Source organism: Clostridium sp. TJA038 (assembly GCF_058310255.1).
This window is the reverse complement of sequence record NZ_JBZEFA010000006.1, coordinates 15,008-34,850: the sequence shown is the minus strand read 5'-3', so window position 1 is coordinate 34,850 and position 19,843 is coordinate 15,008. Positions and strand designations below refer to the sequence as shown.

Here is a 19,843-nt window from a genome sequence, read left to right as displayed (position 1 = left end):
TAGGAGGTGAAATAGTGTCTATTAACTTAATATGACACTAGATTCCGTTTGAAAAGGCTAAAGAAACTATATTTTTATACTCTAATTTTAATTACACTTACGGCAATTGGATTTTTAATATATCCTAGCCTTTCTAATTACATAAACAATAAGTTTGCAGTATCAACTATTTCAGATTATAAAGAAACAATAAACAATAAAGATGAGGATGAAATAAATTCCTTAAAGGAAAGATGTAAAACTTATAACAAAAATTTATTTTATGAAGATGACAAAGCCATGGAAGAAACTCTTCCTTTTAAGAAGGGCGATATGATTGGCTATATAGAAATTCCAAGCATAAAGGTTAATTTACCTATATATTACGGCACAGAGGATAGTATATTAAAAAAAGGTGTTGGTCTTTTAGAAGAAACTTCTATACCTATAGGGGGAGAAAATACTCATGGAGTTTTATCAGCTCACACAGGCTTATCAAATCAAAAGCTTTTTACAGATATAGATAAATTAAAAGAGGGAGATTTATTTTTTATACATAGCTTAAGAGAAAATCTTTCCTATAAAGTAAATCAAATAAAGATTGTTAAGCCAGATGAGGTGGAGGATTTAGAAATTAAAGAGGGAGAAGATTATATAACCTTATTAACTTGTTATCCTTATGGAGTTAATACAGAGCGTTTATTAGTAAGGGGAGAAAGATGTAATATAAGTGAGAAAATAGATAATACTATAGACAAGGAAGGAAATATATATGCTCATTCTAATGAAAAACTTATAATAGTAACTATTTCTCTAATTATTTTATTAATCCTATTACTTTTAATTTTTATATACATAAAAAGAAAAGAAAAAAGAATAAAAAATTGTAATAATAAACAAAATCACCTTAAAAACTAAATTTAGAGGATTATACAAAATTTCAAAAAAAATAAAATGCCACTCTTAAAGATTTATTAAGATTTTTCATATATAAATGTAATATAAATTTAAGAGTATTATAATATTTAAGTAGTACTATTAAAATAGGGGATAGTAAAAATGCAAGGGTTAAAAAAGCATTTTATTTTTTTTAGCAATTTAACAACTTTAAACAATAAAATTTACTTAACAATTTAATTATGAACCCTCTGTAATAAATTATGGAGAAAAATATTAAATATAAGTAAATGAAAAAACTGTTCAAGGAGGAAATTTAAATTTAGGTTTATTTATGAAAAAGAAAATTTTAATAATCTTAAGTATAGTGATTTTAATATTAGCGTGTATAACTTTATATTTAACAAGAGAACAAATAATGGAGTTTTATAAAATAATAACTAACGGAGAAATAGTAAAGGGCTATTTACAAAGATTTGGTCCCTGGTCTGCTGTAATATTCTTTATATTTCAAATATTACAGGTTGTTATCTTCTTCATTCCTGGAGAAGTTATCCAAGCTGCTGGAGGATATATCTTTGGAGCTTTCTGGGGAACTGTAATTTCATTCTTTGGAATTGCTATAGGTTCTGCCATTTTATTTTACATATGTCAAAGATTCGGAAGAAGATTAGTACAAAAATTTGTTCCTAAGGATCTTTACGATAGACTAGAGAATATTTTAAATAGTCCTAAGTTTAAGCTTATATTAGTTATTCTTTTCTTTTTACCAGGTGCACCTAAGGATTCCTTAATAATGGTTTGTGCACTAAGTAACATAACCCTATGGCATTTTATAGTATTTTCCATGATTGGAAGAATACCAGCCCTAGTTGCCTCTTCCTTTATGGGTTCAAATTTAGCAGAAGGAAACATTGGCGGAGTAGTTATAATACTTATTATAGCTATAGTAGCTTGTGCTTTAGGCATAATATTTAGAAAAGATGTATTTAAATACATGGAAAAACTTTAATATTTATCTAATGAAATTTAAAAATTCCCACAAGAGCTTTTTAGTTTTTGTGGGAATTTTTAATTTTTCTATTTTTATTCATAAGACCTTGTTCTCCTTAATAAATATATAAATAGAAAAAACATAAAAAAACTTTTATGTTAGACTTTTTTAAGGTATTAAAGAAAATTAAATGGTTAATATTGTAAATAGGCTTTGAAATAGTTTAATATTTAATACTTGGAGGTTTTATGAATAAAGAAAAGCTAAAAAAAATATTTACAAGCAAAATATCTATAGGAATAATTTCTTTTATTATTGGTGGAATTGCCTTCTCAGGAAGTGGTGGAGGAGTTAATTTAAGTGATGAAAGGTATAATCAATTATTAGAGTTTGAAAAATTAGCTCTTAAAGAGGGAGAAGAGGTAGAAACCTTAAAGGTTAAAGAAGAGGTAAAAGCTAAAGAAGGAAAAGCAGAGGAAAAAGAAAAGAAACTAGCCCTTGGAGAAACTGCTTATTTAAGTGATGAAAATGGTGTTAAGCTTATGTCAGTAACTTTAGATAGTGCAAAACTTATAGATGAAAGAAATGAATTTTCAGATAAGAAGGCAGAAAAAGTTGTTTTAATAGAATATACCTATGAAAACTTAGGTCTTGAGAACAATCTTCATTTATTTGAAGAAAATTTTAAAGTCTATGATGATTCAGGAAATATTTTAGAAACTTATCCAGCTACTAATAATATTAAATTTTCTAAGGCTATTAGTAAGGGGAAAAAATGCACAGCTACAATGGCTTTTGCCTTAAATAATGAGAAAAATAATTTAGAAATAGAATTTTATGAAAATATGTTTGATGAAAAACCCTCAAAAATTTTTAATATAGATGTTAATTAAAGTCTTTATAAAAATAAATTTAAAATATAAAAGCTGATTTTTATTTTATAAAAAATCAGTTTTTTTGTTTTTATTAAAAAATGTTTGATTTTTTTACAAATTAGTATAAAATATATAATAACTTTAATAATTTATACATAAATTACAAGAAAAAATATAAATAGCTATTTATAGAAAAAGGGTAATTTAAACAAAATTTAATAAGCAATAATATATTTTTATTGTAAATCACTAAGTAAAGCTTTTAAGAAAAGGTTTTTAAAAAAACTAAGGAGGAAAATTTATGCAAGTTTTAATTGGGGCAGGACTTTTATTAATAGTTTTAGGGTTGTTTACCTTATTTAGTTATAAGGCACCTCAGGGAATGAAAGCTATGGGGGCTTTAGCAGGGGCAGCCTGTGCAAGTTTTTTAGTGGAGGCTTTTCATTCATCTTTTTTTGGTAATGTTTTAAACATAGAATTTTTAAAGAAGGTTGGAGAGGCAAATGGAAGTTTAGGGGGAGTTGCAGCAGGGATACTTGTACCCTTAGCTTTAGGAGTTTCACCAGTTTATTCAGTATTAATGGGGCTATCTTGTTTAGGTTTAGGAATATTACCAGGATTTATTGCAGGATATTTAATGTCCTTTGTAGTTAAATTTTTAGAAAAAAAATTACCAAGTGGTTTAGATTTAATTGTAATAATACTTTTAGCTACTCCTCTTACAAGGGGAATAGGAGAATTTGTATCACCAGTAGTTGATTCTACTTTATTAAAAATAGGGCAAGTATTAATAGCTTCAGCAAATTCAAATCCTATAATAATGGGAATAATACTTGGAGGAATAATAACTGTAGTTGCCACAGCCCCTTTAAGTTCTATGGCTTTAACAGCAATGCTTGGCTTAACTGGTGCACCAATGGCTATAGGGGCTTTATCAGTTTTTGGTTCATCTTTTTTAAACTTTGTTTTATTTCATAAGATGAAATTTGGAAGTAAAAAAGATACTATATCTGTTGCTATAGAGCCTTTAACACAGGCAGATATAATAACTGCAAATCCTATACCTATTTACATAACAAACTTTATAGGAGGGGCTTTATGTGGAATTATAATTGTTTTAATGGGACTTACAAACATGTCTCCAGGAACAGCCACTCCAATTGCTGGTTTTGCAGTAATGTTTGCATATAATCCAGCTTTTAAAGTCTTAATGGCTTCTTTAGCTTGTATTATTATAAGTGCAGGAAGTGGTTATTTAGGTTATTTACTCTTTAAAAATCATAAAATACGTACTGTAGCAGAAATTCGTGGAGAATTTTAAAGGAGATTATAACCTATTACATAAAAAATAAGTAAAAATTTAAATAAAATAAATAGTAAATACATAAGATAAATATTGATGTATTAAAGAAAAATAAAGGGTAATGCTTAATTTTCTTAAGTATTACCTTTTCTTATAAAGATTTTACAAGAAATCAAATTAAAGTCTAATAAGGGATAAATTTCTTAATTTATTAAGGCAAAAATTAACATTTTAAAAGGAGAATGAGTTTTTAATTTTTTGCTTTAGAGTTATAATAAAATAAAGCTTAAAATGTTTTTAATATTGCTAAAAATAACTTATATATTATATTTATGGGGATAGAGAAGTTTATGAGGCCAAGTTTAATAAAGTTTTATTGGAGGAATTAAAATGAAACTAGCTGAGGCATTAATATTAAGAGCAGATCTTCAAAAAGAGTTATTTAGTTTACAAAACAGAATAAATCAAAATTTATTAGTTCAGGAAGGGGAAAAACCTTCTGAAAATCCCTACACATTATATGATGAAATATTACTAAAAATAAATGAGTTAGAGGAACTTATAATAAAGATAAATAAGACAAATAGTAGCTACATAACAAGTAGTAATGAAAGCATCTCTGACTTAATTGTAAAGAGAGATATGTTAGGGAAAAAAATAAAAATATTAAAAGAAGTAGCAGAAGAGGCTACTGTAAAGGTAAATAGATATTCTCAAACTGAAATAAAAATATTTTCAGCTATGAAGGTTGAACAAGTACAAAGGGAAATAAACAGATATTCTAAGGAGTATAGAGAACTAGATACTAAACTTCAAGGATTAAATTGGACTATAGACCTTATGGAATAAAAACTAAATTTTAATATTTTAATTACCTTTATTTAAAACTAAAGAATAAATAAATTAAAATTCTAAAGAATAATTATATATAAAATTAGATGGTAGCTTTTGTTAGGGAGGTCATAAACCCTAGCCTTAGGGAAAAAAGGCAATTGTGTTACATAGATGTATCTAGGAGCAGATACCTATTTTATAATTTATGCTCGCACAATTTACATGAGTACATTTTAAAGGGTATAATTTACAACCATATGGCTATTAGCAAAAGTGAGGTTTGGGGCTTTGGGGATAATTTTAAAAAGAGTTAAGAATTTTCTTAGCTCTTTTTTATTTTGTCTTTTTAAAGAATTTTTTTATTAATACTCTGTAAATTTTAATCTTACTTTTATAAGTGAAATTAAAATTGGTAAAAGTTTTAGTAATTCTTTTAGTGTAATATAATGCAATTTAAAATCGAAGAAAATAAAAGATTATAATTGGAATTTTAATATATACATAAAATTTTGGAGAATTTTTAAATAAAGATAAGTTATGAAATATAAGACAAAAGCAAGAATTTAATTTCAATATAATTCATAGAAAAATAGCTTAAAACCTTATCAAAAGACAAAGAGTAAACTTTAAGTAAAAAAATTAAAGAGTAGATTTAAGTTAAAATTTTACAAATAATAATAAGTTAATATAATAAGAAAAACAATAATAAATTATCAATAAAAACAAGATATTTAGATTATTTTGATAAAAAACCTTGTTTTACAAGGAAGGTAGCAAAAATATATAATGTTACGAAAGTTTTAATTAGATAAAATCAAGTAAAATTAATTAGTAAAATTATAGAATTTTTACTGATTATTCAAAATTTGTACATTAACATTAAGTAAAAAAATGATATTATAATGTCAGAAAACGTTTCCTACGGGAAATTTTTTAGTAAAAAAATAATAAAGATGAGGAGGATTTAAAGATGGGTGAGAGAAAAAGATCGCTGACTTCAGGGGCCTTAATGCTTATGACTTTCACGGCGGTGTTTTCATTTGGAAACATAATCGACAGTAGTGTTGAAATTGGACTGGCTACAATACCATCATATATATTTGGTACAGTATTTTACTTCCTACCGTTTGCTTTAATGATTGGTGAATTTGCATCTGCTAGTTCAGACTCTGAATCAGGTATAAACAGTTGGATAAAGAAATCTTTAGGAGCTAGATGGGCATTCTTAGGTTCCTGGTCTTATTTCTTTGTTAATTTGTTCTTCTTTACTTCATTACTACCTAAGACGTTAATATATGCATCTTATACTTTCTTTGGTAGAAACGTATTTGACGGAAAAACAGTACTAATCTCAATTATATCTATAATATTATTCTGGGGAGTAACTTTAATTTCTACTAAAGGTGTATCTTGGATATCAAAAATTACAAGTATCTCAGGTATCGCTAGAATTATATTAGGTTTAGGATTTATAGTATTATCTTTCGGGGTAGTATTCTTATTAGGAAAAGCTCCAGCACAAGAGTTTACAACTGAAACTATTATGCCAAAGTTTAACTGGTCATACTTCATGGTTTTAGCTTGGGTTTTACAAGCAGTTGGTGGTGCTGAAAGTATAGGTGTATACATAAAGGACGTTAAAGGTGGAAACAAGACCTTTATAAAAACTATGGTAATGTCAACAATCATAGTTGGTGGTTTATACGCTTTAGGAGCAGTTTCAGTAGGTTTAGTTGTACCATCTGATGTGTTACAAGGTAACTTCTCAAATGGTTTATTCGATGCTTTCGCTATATTAGGTTCTAATTACGGCGTAGGTAATATAATAACTAACATAGTTGGATTCATAATGATGCTTGCATCTTTAGGTTCACTAGTTTTATGGACAGCAGCTCCAGTTAAAGTATTATTCTCAGAAATTCCAGAAGGTATCTTTGGTAAGTGGATTGCTAAAACAGATAAAAAAGGAACTCCTGTAAATGCTTTATATGTACAAGCTGCAATAGTAACTGTATTATTATTAGTTCCAGCTTTAGGAATAGGTTCTGTTGATAACTTACTTCAAATGTTAATAAACATGACAGCTTCAACATCACTAATTCCAGTATTATTCTTCTTAGTTGGATACATTGTATTAAGAGCTAAGAAAGATGATATGCCAAGAACATTCAAAGTTGGACCAAGAAAATTTGGTATAGCAATAGGTATATTATTACTTGCTTTATTCATATTCGTATTTGTAATATCTTCAATACCAGCTCCACAAGACTTCATAGCATACTTTAACGGAACGTTAGAGCCAGGAGCAACAAATCCAGTCTTTGTACTTCTATACAATGTATTAGGATTAGTATTCTTCGTAGGATTTGCTGAAATCTGCTGGAGAAGATACGAAAAGAAAGTTGGTAAGGCAGTAGCTAACGAGTGGAATGTACCAGACGCTGACAAATAATTAATTTAATAATTAAATAAAAAAAGAGTATTTAGGAATAGGCTATACAAACTATAGCTTATTCCTATAACTATAAATTAGCTTAAAATATACAATTTACTTTATATATTAATGAGATTAAAACATTTAACTTATTAAAAATGGAGGGATTATTTTGAAAAATTTTGGACCAATAAGTTCTAAAGTAACAAAAATGCTTCATGGAGCAGATTACAACCCAGAGCAATGGATTGATATGCCAAGCATATGGGGGGAAGATGTTAGATTAATGAAGCTTTCTCATACAAATGTTGTAGCTGTGGGAATATTCTCATGGACAATGTTAGAGCCAGAAGAAGGTAAGTTTAACTTTGAATGGTTAGATGAAATCATGGATTTAATGCACAAAAATGGTAACTATGTAATACTTGCAACACCAAGTGGTGCTAAACCAATATGGATGGCTCACAAATATCCAGAAACTTTAAGAGTTGCTCCAAACAGAGTAAGAAATCTTTATGGAGAGCGTCATAATCATTGTTATACATCTCCTATATACAGAGAAAAAATAGGTATAATAGATAGATTATTAGCTGAAAGATACAAAGACCATCCAGCTTTAATCTTATGGCACATCTCAAATGAGTTTGAAGGTCAATGTTACTGTCCTTTATGTGAAGCTGCTTTTAGAGATTTCTTAAGAGAAAAATATAACAATGACATAAACAAGTTAAACAAAGCTTGGTGGACTAAGTTCTGGAGTCATACATATTCTTCTTTTGATGAAATAGAGGCACCAGCTCCTCACGGAGAACCAGCTCTTCATGGATTAAACTTAGACTGGATGAGATTTGTAACTCACCAAACTTTAGATTACTACAAGCATGAAAGAAGTATCTTAAAGGATATTACACCAGATATTCCTGTAACTACTAACTTCCATGATTACATCTCATTATTCAGAGGAATAGATTACTGGAAATTTGCTCCTTACCTAGATGTTGTATCTTGGGATAACTACCCTTACTGGCATGGAGAAAGAACTGATGACCATGAAGGAAGTAGAATAGGCTTTGTTCATGACTTAAACAGAGCAATATTAAATGGTAAACCATTCATGATGATGGAAAGTTCACCAAGTTCAACAAACTGGCAACCAGTTGCAAAACTTAGACGTCCAGGAATGCATGTATTATCTTCTCTTCAAGCTGTAGCTCATGGTTCAGATACAGTACAATACTTCCAATGGAGAAAGAGTAGAGGTTCATCAGAAAAATTCCATGGAGCTGTTGTAGACCATTGTGGACATGAAAATACAAGAGTATTTAGAGATGTAACTAAGGTTGGAGAAATATTATCAAAACTTGATGATGTAGTAGGAACTTCTGTAGAACCACAAGTTGCAGTTATATATGACTGGGAAAACTACTGGGCAATATATGATGCACAAGGTCCTAGAATAGAAAAGAAAGATTACTTTGAAACTTGTCAAAAGCACTACAAAGGTTTCTGGGATTTATCAATTCCAACTGATGTTATAAACATGGATTGTGATTTCTCAAAATATAAAGTAGTTGTAGCACCAATGCTTTACATGGTAAGACCAGGTGTTGGAGAAAGATTAGAAGAGTTTGTTAAAAATGGAGGAACTTTAGTTACAACTTACTGGAGTGGAATAGTTGATGAAAACGACCTTTGCTTCTTAGGTGGATTCCCAGGACCATTAAGAAAGGTTACAGGAATTTGGGCTGAAGAATTAGATGCACTTTATGATGAAGATGTAAACTATGTTTCAATGAAAGAAGATAACAACTTAGGAATGAAGGGTGAATATGAAGCTAGAATATTCTGTGATTTAATTCACTCAGAAGGTGCTGAAGTTCTTGCAACATACAAAACTGATTTCTACAAAGGAATGCCAGCTTTAACTTGCAATAGCTTTGGAAACGGACAAGCTTACTATATAGCATTTAGAAATAATGATGAGTTCTTATCAGATTTCTATGCAAGCTTAGCTAAGAAGTTAGACTTAAAGAGAGCTATAAATCTTGACTTACCAAAAGGAATAAATGCACAAGTTCGTATGGATGAAAAGAATGAATTTGTATTCTTTATGAACTTCTCAGCAGAAGATAAGGTAATAGACATTAAAGACTTTGACTTAACAGATATGGTAAGTGGAGAAAAAATAGAAAAAGAAATCAAAATGGAACCATATGGAGTAAGAATAGTTAGAAAAAAATAAGATATTAAAAAAATAGAGAAGTATCTTGTTTGCAAATCACTTTAAAAATATAAAATTTAAATACTTTTATTAAAAAAATCCTATTAATGTATCAAACAGGCAAAGAAATTTGCCTGTTTTTTTGTCGTTAAAAAAATTTTTTTAAGAAATTTATTCGTTAATTATACATCAAATATGCATTATATTCTTAAAAAATACAGTAACTGGATACCTTGAAATATTTAATTTTAAAGAATAATTCTTAAAATTTTAAAAAAAAATTCATTAAATTGATGAATAAAAATAATTTCAGTATACAATATTTTACCAAATAGGGATTTGAAAACGTTTTGAGAAAGGTGTATAAAGAATGTGTAAGCAATATTAAAAATAAAAAGTTTAGAGGAGGAGTAAGTCTTATGCGTGATGACAGAGCTTTAAATGTTACTTCCGAAATTGGAAGATTAAAAACAGTTCTACTACATAGACCTGGAGAAGAAATTGAAAATTTAACTCCAGATTTATTAGATAGGTTATTATTTGATGATATTCCATATTTAAAGGTTGCGAGGGAAGAGCATGATGCTTTTGCACAAACTTTAAGAGATGCGGGAGTAGAAGTTCTTTATTTAGAAGTTCTTGCTGCTGAAACTATGGATACTGATTGCGAAGTTAAAGATAAATTCATAAGAGAATTTATAGACGAAGCAGGAGTACAAAGTGAAGGATTAAAAGAAGCATTAGTAAAATATTTTAAATCTTTTAGCACTAATAAAGAAATGATAGATAAAATGATGGCAGGAGTTAGAAAGGAAGAACTTAAAGATTATCACAGAGAATCTTTATATGAACAAGTAAATGATGTTTATCCATTCATATGCGACCCTATGCCAAACCTTTACTTTACAAGAGATCCATTTGCAACAATTGGACATGGTATAACTTTAAACCATATGAGAACTGATACAAGAAATAGAGAAACTATTTTTGCTAAATATATATTTAGACATCATCCAAGATTTAAAGGAAAGGATATTCCATTCTGGTTCAATAGAGAAGAAAATACTTCCCTTGAAGGTGGAGATGAATTAATTCTTTCAAAAGAAATCTTAGCAGTTGGTATATCTCAAAGAACAGATTCAGCATCTGTTGAAAAACTTGCTAAAAAATTACTTTACTATAAAGATACAACTTTCAAAACTGTACTAGCATTCAAAATACCAGTATCAAGAGCATTTATGCATTTAGATACAGTATTTACTCAAGTAGACTATGACAAGTTTACAGTTCATCCAGGAATTGTAGGACCTTTAGAAGTTTATGCAATAACTAAAGACCCTGAAAATGATGGAGAATTAATTGCAGTTGAAGAATGCGATACTTTAGAAAATATCTTAAAGAAATATCTAAAGAGAGATATTGAATTAATAAAATGTGGTGGCGGAGATGCAATAATAGCTGCTAGAGAACAATGGAACGATGGTTCAAATACTTTAGCAATCGCACCAGGAGAAGTTGTAGTTTACTCAAGAAACTACGTAACTAATGCAATATTAGAAAAGAAAGGTATCAAATTACATGTAATACCATCCTCTGAGTTATCAAGAGGTAGAGGGGGCCCAAGATGTATGTCAATGCCTTTAATAAGAGAAGATTTATAATTTAAATTTCATAATAAATTGAAATATTTATAATATAAAAATTTATTAACTATTTAGGAGGAATTCAAAATGGCAGTTAACTTAAAAGGAAGAAGCTTTTTAACTTTAAAAGATTTTACACCAGAAGAAATTAGATATTTATTAGATTTATCACATGATTTAAAGGCTAAAAAAAGAGCTGGAATACTAGGAGATAGCTTAAAAGGTAAAAACGTGGTTTTATTATTTGAAAAGACATCAACTAGAACAAGGTGTGCATTTGAGTGTGGAGCTGCTGAAGAAGGTGCTCATGTAACATTTTTAACTAACTCTCAAATGGGTAAAAAAGAATCTATTGAAGATACTGCAAAAGTTTTAGGAAGAATGTATGACGGTATTGAATTTAGAGGATTTAAGCAATCAACAGTTGAAGAACTTGCAAAATATGCAGGAGTTCCTGTATGGAATGGTTTAACTGATGCTGACCACCCAACTCAAATACTAGCAGACTTCTTAACAATAGAAGAACATGCAAGCAAACCATTAAGAGAAATAAAATTAGTATTTGCAGGAGATACAAGAAACAACATGAGCTACGCTTTAATGTATGGTGCTGCTAAAATGGGAATGCACTTTGTAGCTTTAGGACCAGAAAGCTTAAGACCAGATGAAGCAATTCTTAAAGAAATGCAAGAATATTCAAAAGAAACTGGTGCAATCATAGAATTCTGTTCAGATGTTGATGAAGCTGTTAAAGGTGCAGATGTTATCTATACTGATATATGGGTATCAATGGGTGAAGATGAAAGTCTATATCCAGAAAGAGTTAAATTATTAACTCCATACAAAGTTACAAGAGAAATGATGAATAAAACAGGAAATAAACATACTTTATTCATGCATTGCCTACCTTCATTCCATGATGAAGATACAGAAGTATGTAAAGACATGATGGATAGATTAGGTCTAGACATAAGAGAAGTTGAAGATGAAGTATTTAGAAGCAAAAATTCAGTTGTATTTGATGAAGCTGAAAATAGAATGCATACAATAAAAGCAGTAATGGTAGCAACTGCTGGTAGATAATAAATTTTATTAAAGGCTGTATTTATAATATTAATCTAAGGAATTATTAAAATTTAAAGTTTAGGCTTAATAACTGAATTTTCCTTTCATTATATTATAAATACTGTCTTTCTTTAATTGAATAAAAAGAAAGCAGGTGAAAGTATATGTCAGAAAATAGAGAACCTCATAAATTGAGTTTTGCTCAACTAGCTGCTTTAATAGTTGGTTCTATGATTGGTGGAGGAGCCTTTAACCTTCCTTCAGATATGGCAAGGGGAGCAGGTACTGGAGCCATTATAATTGGATGGATTATAACAGGTATTGGTATGATTGCTTTAGCTTTTGTTTATCAATCTTTAGCTAATAGAAAACCTGAATTAACAGGTGGTGTTTATAGTTATGCAAAGGCTGGTTTTGGAGAGTACATAGGCTTTAACTCAGCTTGGGGATATTGGCTAAGTGCATGGATAGGAAATGTATCTTATTCCGTTCTTTTATTTGGAGCAATAGGTTATTTCATACCTATGTTTGGAGCAGGAAATAACGTTGCATCTATTATTGGAGCATCAATATTACTTTGGGCATTTACATTATTAATCTTAAATGGTGTAAGTGGAGCAGCACTTATAAATCTTATCACTACAATAGCTAAATTAGTTCCAATATTCTTATTTATAGTAATATTATTGTTCTTCTTTAACTTTCACAAATTTACTTTTGAGTTTTGGGGAACAAGTGATTTAGGAAGCATTGTTGATCAAGTTAAGAGTACAATGCTAGTAACTTTATGGACTTTCATAGGTATTGAAGGTGCAGTAGTTGTTTCAGGAAGAGCTAAAAAACAAAGTGATGTAGGTAAAGCTACAGTTATGGGTCTTGTTGGAACATTAATAATCTATATGATAATAACATTAATGTCTTTAGGAGTTATGGATAGAGTTAAACTTGCAGGTCTTGATAATCCATCAATGGCTTATGTTCTTGAATTTGCAGTAGGTAAATGGGGAGCAGTTATTATAAATATAGGATTAATAGTATCTTTATTTGGTTCACTTCTTGGATGGGCATTACTTGCAGCAGAAATCCCTTACGTAGCAGCTAATGATGGTGTTTTACCTAAGATTTTTGGTAAATTAAACAAAAAAGGAACACCATATGGTTCATTAATTATAACTAATTTATTAGTTCAGGCATTTTTAATATTAACTTTAGTTGCAAACAGTACTTATCAAGCTCTATATTCAGTAGCTAGTACAGCAATATTAGTTCCATATCTTTTAAGTGCTATGTATGGATTTAAGTTAGCCTTAACAGGAGAAACATATGATTTAAATCCTTCAGGAAGAACAAGAGATAAAATTTTTGGTGGTATAGCAACCGTTTACGCTATCTGGTTATGCTATGCAGCTGGACTTAAATACTTATTATTATGTTTCATCTTATATGCAGTAGGTATTATATTCTTCTACATTGGTAAGAAGCAACATAATAAAGATGCAAAAGTATTTGTAGGAAAAGAAAAAATACTAGCAATAATTGTTGTAATCATAGCTATTATAGCAGTAGTTATGTTATTTAACGGGTCAATAAGTATATAAAATATTTAAAAATACAAGCTTTTAAAATCAAGGAGGAATAAAATTATGAAAATAGTTTTAGCATTAGGAGGTAATGCTCTACAAAAAGATTCAAAGGATAAAAGTGCAGAAGGTCAATTAGAAACATGTAGAAAAACAGCTGTTTCAATAGCTGATTTAATAGAAGAAGGCCATGAAATATCTATAGTTCATGGAAATGGTCCTCAAGTTGGACAAATATTAGCTAGCATAGAATTAGCTCATCAAACTGACGAAGCAAATCCATTATTTCCTTTTGATGTAGTAGGTGCTTTCTCAGAAGGATACATTGGATATCATCTTCAAAATACTATTAGAGAAGAACTATTAAAAAGAGGAATAAATAAATCAGTAGATACAATTGTAACTCAAGTAATCGTTGACAAAGATGACCCTGGTTTTAAAAATCCAACAAAACCAATAGGTTCATTCTACAACAAAGAAGAAGCTGAAAAGCTAGAAAAAGATAAAGGATATGTAATGAAGGAAGATGCAGGTAGAGGATATAGAAGAGTAGTTGCATCACCAAAACCTTTAGATATAGTTGAGAAAGAAGCAATACAAACTATTGTTGATAATGGTTTTGTTGTAATAGCTTGTGGAGGAGGTGGAATCCCTGTTATACAAGAAGGAAACAGATTAACTGGAGTTCCTGCAGTTATAGACAAGGATTTCGCAGCAGAAAAATTAGCTGAAATATTAAAGGCAGATGCTCTATTAATATTAACTGCCGTTGATAGAGTTTGCATAAACTTTAATAAACCAAATCAAGAAGAACTAAAAGAAATCAACTTAGAACAAGTTGATAAATATATAGAAGAAGAGCAATTTGCAAAAGGAAGTATGCTTCCTAAGGTTGAAGCTTGTAAGAAGTTTGTTCAAAGTGGAGACAATAAAATTGCAATAATAGCTTCCTTAGACAAAGCTAAAGAAGCATTAAAGGGAGAATCAGGAACAAAAATAGTAAGATAAATTAAAAAAATACCTTATTTTTAATTTATATAGTATTAAAGATGGTAAAGGGGAGATTATTATCAGTACAGAAAAATCTTTAAGGCATCAAATAATATTAGATATAATTGAAAACAAGTGTATAGGAAAGCAAGAAGAACTAATGATTGAACTTAAGGAAGCTGGGGTAAAGGTAGCACAAGCTACTTTATCAAGGGATCTTCACGAACTGAACATAAGAAAAAAATCCGTTGCCAATCATGAACAAAGATATGTTGTTTTAAAAGAAGATGATTTCATAAAGAAGTTTAAAAATATATTTAAAAGTTCGGTAAAAAGGCTTTCTATGCAGGAAAATTTCATAGCCGTTGATACTTCAGATGGCATGGCTAGTCTGATTGGAAGGTTTATAGAGAAGCTTGAAGAAAATAGGATAGCTGGTACTATAGCTAGAAAAAATCATATTCTAGTCTTGTGTAGAAGCGCAGAGGCTACCCACCAAATTCTTAAGGAGTTAGATTCTTTAAGAGCTTAAATTAATTTTATGAAATTAACTCTTAGGAGTTAATATAAATTGCTTAAAGTTTTAGTGTATAACAATAGTGTTTATACAAAAAATTCCCTGAGTTTAAACAATTACCTAAGTTACCATTAAATATTACGCTTAAATAGCTTTGAAAAATTTAAAGCTATTTGGCGTAATATTTTTTTGCAATTAATAAACTTTAATTTTAATTATTAGTGAATTAAAAAATATATTTAGAAAAATTAAAAATAATAGGATAAATTAGAAATTAAACATAAAAAATTACAAATTTTATGTTATAATTTAGATGTTAATAAAATAATAACAAGTGGTGAATAAATTTTAAATGTGTAGGGTTATTTTAAATTAATGTGTATAGAAAGAACCTATTTAAAAATATAAATTAGGTTTTTTATATAAATATTATTTAAAATATAGGAGGCATTTAAACATGAAAAAAAACTTAATAAGGGGAGAGCTTACAAAAATTAAGTTAGTTGAAAGATTGTCGGCAACTTTTGCTTTATCAGCATTTATTTTATTTAACAGTTCCTTTAGGGTACTTGCAGCTGATAAAAAGGGGGAGCCTAGTGATAATGGACAGATTACTAGAGAGATAACATCTTATGACAATTGTAAAAATCAATTAAAAGATGAGGTAGCTACAGACAATAATAGACCTTTAGGGCCTAAAAATGCTTTAGAGAGAGCAGAGAATAAAAAGATTTATACCTTTGATGAACTTAATAGAATGAATTATAGCGATTTAGTTGAACTTATAAAAACTATAAATTATGAAAATGTACCTGATTTATTTAATTTTAATGACGGTTCATATACTTTTTTTAGTAATAGAGACCGTGTTCAAGCTATAATATATGGTTTAGAGGAAAGTGGAAGAACTTATACAGCAGAGGATGATAAAGGTATTCCAACTTTAGTTGAATTTTTAAGAGCTGGATATTATTTAGGTTTTTATAATAAGGATTTAGCTTATTTAAATACAACACAATCAAAAAATCAATGTTTACAAGCTATGAAAAACATTGAGTATAATAGTTATTTTAGACTAGGAACAAAGGTTCAAGATGGAGTTGTTGAAGCCTTAGGAAGATTAATAGGTAATACCTCAGCAGATACTGAAGTTATAAATAACTGTATATATATATTAAGTGATTATAAAGATAACATAGATACTTATGGAAAAAGCTATAGTAAGGGAAATGCAGTATACAATCTTATGAAGGGTATTGATTATTACACAAATTCAGTAATATACAATACAAAGGGATATGATGCTAAAAATACTGAGTTTTACAATAGAATAGATCCATACATGGAAAAATTAGAAGGACTATGCACAATAGGTGATAAGTTAAATAAAGATAATGCCTGGCTTGTAAACAATGCTTTATACTATACAGGTAGAATGGGGAAATTTAGAGAAAATCAATCAATTTCTCAAAGAGCTTTAGAAAAGGCTATGGAAGAGTATCCTTATTTATCATATCAATATATTGAGGCAGCTAATGATTTAGACTTAAACTTTAATGGAAAAAATTCCGAAGGAAATGATATAGATTTTGATAAAATAAAGGAAGATGCAAGAGAAAAATATCTTCCAAAGACATATAATTTTGATGATGGAAAATTTGTGGTAAAAGCTGGAGATAAGGTAACAGAGGAAAAAATTAAAAGATTATACTGGGCTTCAAAGGAAGTTAAGGCTCAATTTATGAGAGTAGTTCAAAATGACAAGCCTTTAGAAGAAGGAAATCCAGATGATATTTTAACTGTTGTTATTTACAACTCACCAGAAGAATATAAATTAAATCGTATAATAAATGGATTTAGTACTGATAATGGAGGAATATATATTGAGAATATAGGAACTTTCTTTACTTATGAAAGAACACCAGAGGAAAGTATATATACTTTAGAAGAATTATTCCGTCATGAGTTTACTCACTATCTTCAAGGAAGATATGTAGTTCCAGGAATGTGGGGACAAGGTAAGTTTTATGAAGATGGAGTATTAACTTGGTATGAAGAAGGAACAGCAGAATTTTTTGCAGGTTCAACTAGAACTGATGGAATAAAACCAAGAAAATCAGTTGCTCAAGGACTAGCATATGATAGAAATAACAGAATGTCTTTATACTCAGTACTACATGCTAAGTATGGTTCTTGGGATTTTTATAACTATGGCTTTGCATTATCTAACTATATGTATAACAATAACATTTCAATCTTTAACAAGATGACAGATTATATAAAGAAAAATGATGTAAATTCTTATAAAAATTACATTGCATCTCTTAGTAGTGATTATAATTTAGATGATAGTTATGAATCTTACATAGATTCCTTACTAAATAATATGGATAACTTAGATGTACCTTTAGTTTCAGATGAATATGTAAATGGACATGAACCTAAGGATATAGAAGAAATAAAAAATGATATAAAAGAAGTTTCAAATATAAAAGACCTTTCTAGTAATGTAGAAAAATCTCAATTCTTCACAACTTATGATATGAAAGGAACATATGTAGGGGGAAGAAGTCAAGGAGAAGAAAATGACTGGAAAGATATGAACTCTAAGCTAAACGATATACTAAAAGAATTAGCTAAGAAAAAATGGAATGGATACAAAACTGTTACTGCATACTTTGTAAATCATAGAGTAGATGAAAATGGAAATTATCTTTATGATGTTTCATTCCATGGTATGAATACAGATACAAATACAGAGGTTCATCTTAATAAAGAACCTAAAGCTATTATAGAATCTAATTCATCTGTAGTTGTTGGAGATGAAATAAACTTTGATGGAACAGCTTCAAAGGATGAAGATGGAGAAATAAAAGCTTATGAGTGGGATTTTGGAGATGGAGAAAAATCTAAGGATGCTAAGGCTACTCATAAATTTAACAAGGTAGGAGAATATGAAGTTAAATTAACAGTTACAGATAATAATGGTGCTTTAAATACTGAAAGTAAGAAGATAACTGTTACAGAGGATAAGCCTGTTGAGGTTATGAATGAAAGTGAACCAAATAATGATTTTGAAAAAGCTAATCAAATACCTAAATCTAATATATTAGTTAAGGGGACTTTATCAGAGGAAGACTATTCAGATAAATATTACTTTGATGTTGATAAGAGAGGAAATGTTAAAATAACTCTTGATAATTTAAATTCCGTTGGCATAACTTGGACACTTTATAAAGAAGGAGATTTAAGTAACTATGTAATGTATGCCACAGGAAATGAAGGAACAGAATTAAAAGGTGAAAAAACTTTAGAACCTGGAAGATATTATTTAAGTGTATATACTTATGATAATCAAAAGGGTGCTTATACAGTTAATGTAAAAGGAAATCTTAAAAATAATGTTAAAGAAGTAGAAAAAGATGCTATAGAAGAAGTTGAAAACAATAATGAATTTAACAAGGCTATGAAGGTTAATAGCAATAGCAAGATAAATGGAACTTTAGGAAATGATGACCTTAAGGACATTTATAGCATAGATATAGAAAAGGATAGTGATTTAAATATATTAGTTGAGAATTTAGACAATATACAAATGAACTGGTTATTATATTCAGCTGATGATTTAAATAATTATGCAGATTATGCAATTGCTGAGGGAAATAAGTTAAGTAATAATTGCAAAGTAAAAGCAGGAAAATATTATTTATGTGTTTATACCTTTGGAAATTCAGGTACAGGAAAGTACACAGTAAACTTAAAAAATAAATAGATTTTTATAGGCTGTATAAAGGGCTTAAAGATAAAAAATAAAATCTTTAAGGTCTTATACAGCCTTATTTAGTATTTATGTATTATGTTTTGCTTATTTTTTAGCTTCTTCTAAAATAGATGTACAGTTAGGACATCTAGTAGCTTTTATATCTATTTTAGTGAAACAGTAAGGACAAGTTTTTTCTGTAGCTTCAACTTTAGCATCATCTTTTTTAGTTGCAAAATCTTTAATTTTATTTATTTGTTTTACAACTATGAAAATGGAAAAGGCTATTATTAAGAAGTTAATTAAATTATTTAAAAATAGTCCGTAATTTATTGTAGCAGCTCCAGCTGCTTGAGCCTCTTGTAAAGAGTTAAAATGTTTACCACTTAAATTTATGTACAAGTTAGAGAAGTCAACCTTTCCAACTAAACTTCCAACTACAGGCATTATAATATCATTAACTAAGGATGTTACTATTTTACCAAAAGCACCACCTATAATAACACCTATAGCTAAGTCTATTACATTTCCTTTCATGGCAAATTCTTTAAATTCTTTCCACATAATTTTTCCTCCTTTTAGAATGAATTTATTAAGAATTATGTTAATATAAATTATTTATTAATAATATGTATCAAAAAATAAAAAAATTTATTAAAATAATAAACAAATTGCAACAGAAATTTGTATAAAAAGTCAATTAATAAAATTTATATTAAAAAATTCTCTTGAAAAATACTTTGTAGAAATT

At 28.7% G+C, this 19,843-nt stretch carries 14 protein-coding genes; 13 read left to right on the top strand and 1 reads right to left on the bottom strand.

The annotated features are described in order from the left end of the window. Positions 1-48 precede the first annotated feature (48 nt). The 13 genes from AC4FQV_RS09860 to AC4FQV_RS09800 all read left to right on the top strand — a co-directional run bounded on the left by AC4FQV_RS09860 (position 49) and on the right by AC4FQV_RS09800 (position 19,104). Positions 49-897, top strand: coding sequence for a class C sortase (locus AC4FQV_RS09860; protein ID WP_491165412.1), 849 nt, complete (start codon positions 49-51; stop codon positions 895-897). A gap of 397 nt (positions 898-1,294) precedes the next feature. Further along, positions 1,295-1,888: a TVP38/TMEM64 family protein gene (locus AC4FQV_RS09855; protein ID WP_491140182.1), complete on the top strand. Its 594-nt coding sequence runs from the start codon at positions 1,295-1,297 to the stop codon at positions 1,886-1,888. A gap of 230 nt (positions 1,889-2,118) precedes the next feature. After that, a complete protein-coding gene (locus tag AC4FQV_RS09850; protein WP_491165411.1) occupies positions 2,119-2,763 on the top strand; it encodes a DUF5067 domain-containing protein in 645 nt (214 codons plus the stop codon). Positions 2,764-3,046: 283 nt separating this feature from the next. Then, positions 3,047-4,066, top strand: a complete 1,020-nt coding sequence (locus AC4FQV_RS09845) for a PTS sugar transporter subunit IIC (protein WP_491165410.1) — start codon at positions 3,047-3,049, stop codon at positions 4,064-4,066. Between the two features lie 372 nt (positions 4,067-4,438). Further along, positions 4,439-4,897, top strand: a complete 459-nt coding sequence (locus AC4FQV_RS09840) for a DIP1984 family protein (protein ID WP_491140177.1) — start codon at positions 4,439-4,441, stop codon at positions 4,895-4,897. Positions 4,898-5,852: 955 nt separating this feature from the next. Continuing rightward, positions 5,853-7,334 carry an amino acid permease gene (locus tag AC4FQV_RS09835; RefSeq protein WP_491140176.1) on the top strand — a complete coding sequence of 494 codons (1,482 nt, stop codon included), beginning with the start codon at positions 5,853-5,855 and terminating at the stop codon, positions 7,332-7,334. A gap of 154 nt (positions 7,335-7,488) precedes the next feature. Further along, positions 7,489-9,558 carry a beta-galactosidase gene (locus tag AC4FQV_RS09830; RefSeq protein WP_491140174.1) on the top strand — a complete coding sequence of 690 codons (2,070 nt, stop codon included), beginning with the start codon at positions 7,489-7,491 and terminating at the stop codon, positions 9,556-9,558. A 398-nt stretch (positions 9,559-9,956) separates the two neighbouring features. Then, the gene (gene arcA, locus AC4FQV_RS09825; protein WP_491140172.1) at positions 9,957-11,198 is read left to right on the top strand and encodes an arginine deiminase; all 1,242 of its coding nucleotides are present in this window, start codon (positions 9,957-9,959) and stop codon (positions 11,196-11,198) included. Between the two features lie 69 nt (positions 11,199-11,267). Further along, positions 11,268-12,263: an ornithine carbamoyltransferase gene (gene argF / locus AC4FQV_RS09820; protein ID WP_491140171.1), complete on the top strand. Its 996-nt coding sequence runs from the start codon at positions 11,268-11,270 to the stop codon at positions 12,261-12,263. 146 nt (positions 12,264-12,409) lie between these two features. Next, complete coding sequence (gene arcD / locus AC4FQV_RS09815) at positions 12,410-13,843, top strand: arginine-ornithine antiporter (RefSeq protein WP_491140169.1); 1,434 nt, start codon at positions 12,410-12,412, stop codon at positions 13,841-13,843. 45 nt (positions 13,844-13,888) lie between these two features. Next, a complete protein-coding gene (gene arcC, locus AC4FQV_RS09810) occupies positions 13,889-14,833 on the top strand; it encodes a carbamate kinase (RefSeq protein WP_491140168.1) in 945 nt (314 codons plus the stop codon). Between the two features lie 16 nt (positions 14,834-14,849). Continuing rightward, on the top strand, positions 14,850-15,347 hold the full coding sequence (locus tag AC4FQV_RS09805) for an arginine repressor (RefSeq protein ID WP_491140252.1): 498 nt from the start codon (positions 14,850-14,852) through the stop codon (positions 15,345-15,347). A gap of 442 nt (positions 15,348-15,789) precedes the next feature. Beyond that, positions 15,790-19,104, top strand: a complete 3,315-nt coding sequence (locus AC4FQV_RS09800) for a collagenase (RefSeq protein WP_491140166.1) — start codon at positions 15,790-15,792, stop codon at positions 19,102-19,104. 93 nt (positions 19,105-19,197) lie between these two features. Here AC4FQV_RS09800 and mscL read toward each other — a convergent pair whose 3' ends face one another. Further along, on the bottom strand, positions 19,198-19,656 hold the full coding sequence (gene mscL, locus AC4FQV_RS09795) for a large conductance mechanosensitive channel protein MscL (RefSeq protein WP_491140165.1): 459 nt from the start codon (positions 19,654-19,656) through the stop codon (positions 19,198-19,200). Positions 19,657-19,843: the final 187 nt, after the last annotated feature.